1 pseudogene is annotated in these 1,528 nt (G+C 66.7%); it reads left to right on the top strand.

The features are described from left to right. Positions 1–1,528 (top strand): annotated as a pseudogene (locus tag R1101_RS0123230) (DNA-directed RNA polymerase subunit beta'); the annotation flags it as partial.

Here is a 1,528-nt window from a genome sequence, read left to right as displayed (position 1 = left end):
CTCGGGCCGTTCGGTCATCGTCGTCGGTCCGCAGCTCAAGCTGCACCAGTGCGGTCTGCCGAAGCTCATGGCGCTCGAGCTGTTCAAGCCGTTCGTGATGAAGCGTCTCGTCGACCTCAACCATGCGCAGAACATCAAGTCCGCGAAGCGCATGGTCGAGCGTCAGCGCCCGCAGGTGTGGGACGTCCTCGAAGAGGTCATCAACGAGCACCCGGTTCTGCTGAACCGTGCTCCCACCCTGCACCGCCTCGGTATCCAGGCGTTCGAGCCGCAGCTCGTCGAGGGCAAGGCCATCCAGCTGCACCCCCTCGTGTGTGAGGCCTTCAACGCCGACTTCGACGGCGACCAGATGGCCGTGCACCTCCCGCTGTCGGCGGAGGCGCAGGCCGAGGCCCGCATCCTGATGCTGTCGTCGAACAACATCCTGTCGCCGGCATCGGGCCGCCCGCTCGCCATGCCGCGTCTGGACATGGTGACGGGTCTGTTCCACCTGACCCGTCTGGTCGAGGACGCCCCCGGTGCCTACACGGCCGCGACCGCCGACGAGCCCGAGCAGGGCGTCTACTCGTCGCCGGCCGAGGCCCAGATGGCCGTCGACCGCGGCGTGCTGTCGGTCCAGGCTCCGATCAAGGTGCGTCTGACCCAGCTGCGTCCGCCGCGCGACGTCGAGAACGAGCTGTTCCCGGAGGGCTGGAAGTACGGTGAGCCGTGGACCGCGCAGACCACCCTCGGTCGCGTGCTGTTCAACGAGCTGCTGCCGACGAACTACGCGTTCGTCAACGACATCATGCCGAAGAAGCGCCAGGCCGCGATCATCAACGACCTGGCCGAGCGGTACCCGATGATCGTCGTCGCGCAGACCGTCGACAAGCTCAAGGACGCCGGCTTCTACTGGGCCACGCGTTCGGGTGTCACCATCTCGATGGCGGACGTGCTCGTTCCGCCGGAGAAGAAGGACATCCTCGAGCGATACGAGACCCAGGCCGATGCCATCCAGCGGCAGTACGACCGAGGCAAGCTCTCGGAGGACGAGCGTCGCGATTCGCTCGTCAAGCTGTGGCAGGAAGCGACCGAAGAGGTCGGTCAGGTCATGGAGGCGCACTACCCGGACGACAACCCGATCCCCACGATCGTCAAGTCCGGCGCTGCGGGCAACATGACCCAGATCCGCTCGCTGGCAGGCATGAAGGGTCTGGTGACGAACCCGAAGGGCGAGTTCATCCCGCGCCCGATCAAGTCCTCCTTCCGTGAGGGCCTGACCGTCGCCGAGTACTTCATCAACACGCACGGCGCGCGTAAGGGTCTGGCCGATACCGCTCTGCGTACCGCCGACTCGGGTTACCTGACCCGTCGTCTGGTGGACGTCTCGCAGGACGTCATCGTCCGCGAGGTCGACTGCGGCACGCCGCGCGGCATCGAGATGACCATCGCCGAGCTCGCCCGCGACGCGACCGGTCAGCCGACCGGCGAGCTCGTGCGCGACGCTCACATCGAGACCAGCACCTACGCCCGTACGCTGGCGACGGAC

This window comes from Rhodococcus sp. R1101 (genome assembly GCF_000278445.1).
In the GTDB taxonomy this organism is placed as follows: Bacteria; Actinomycetota; Actinomycetes; order Mycobacteriales; family Mycobacteriaceae; genus Rhodococcus; species Rhodococcus gordoniae.
This window is presented reverse-complemented; position numbering and strand designations above follow the sequence as displayed.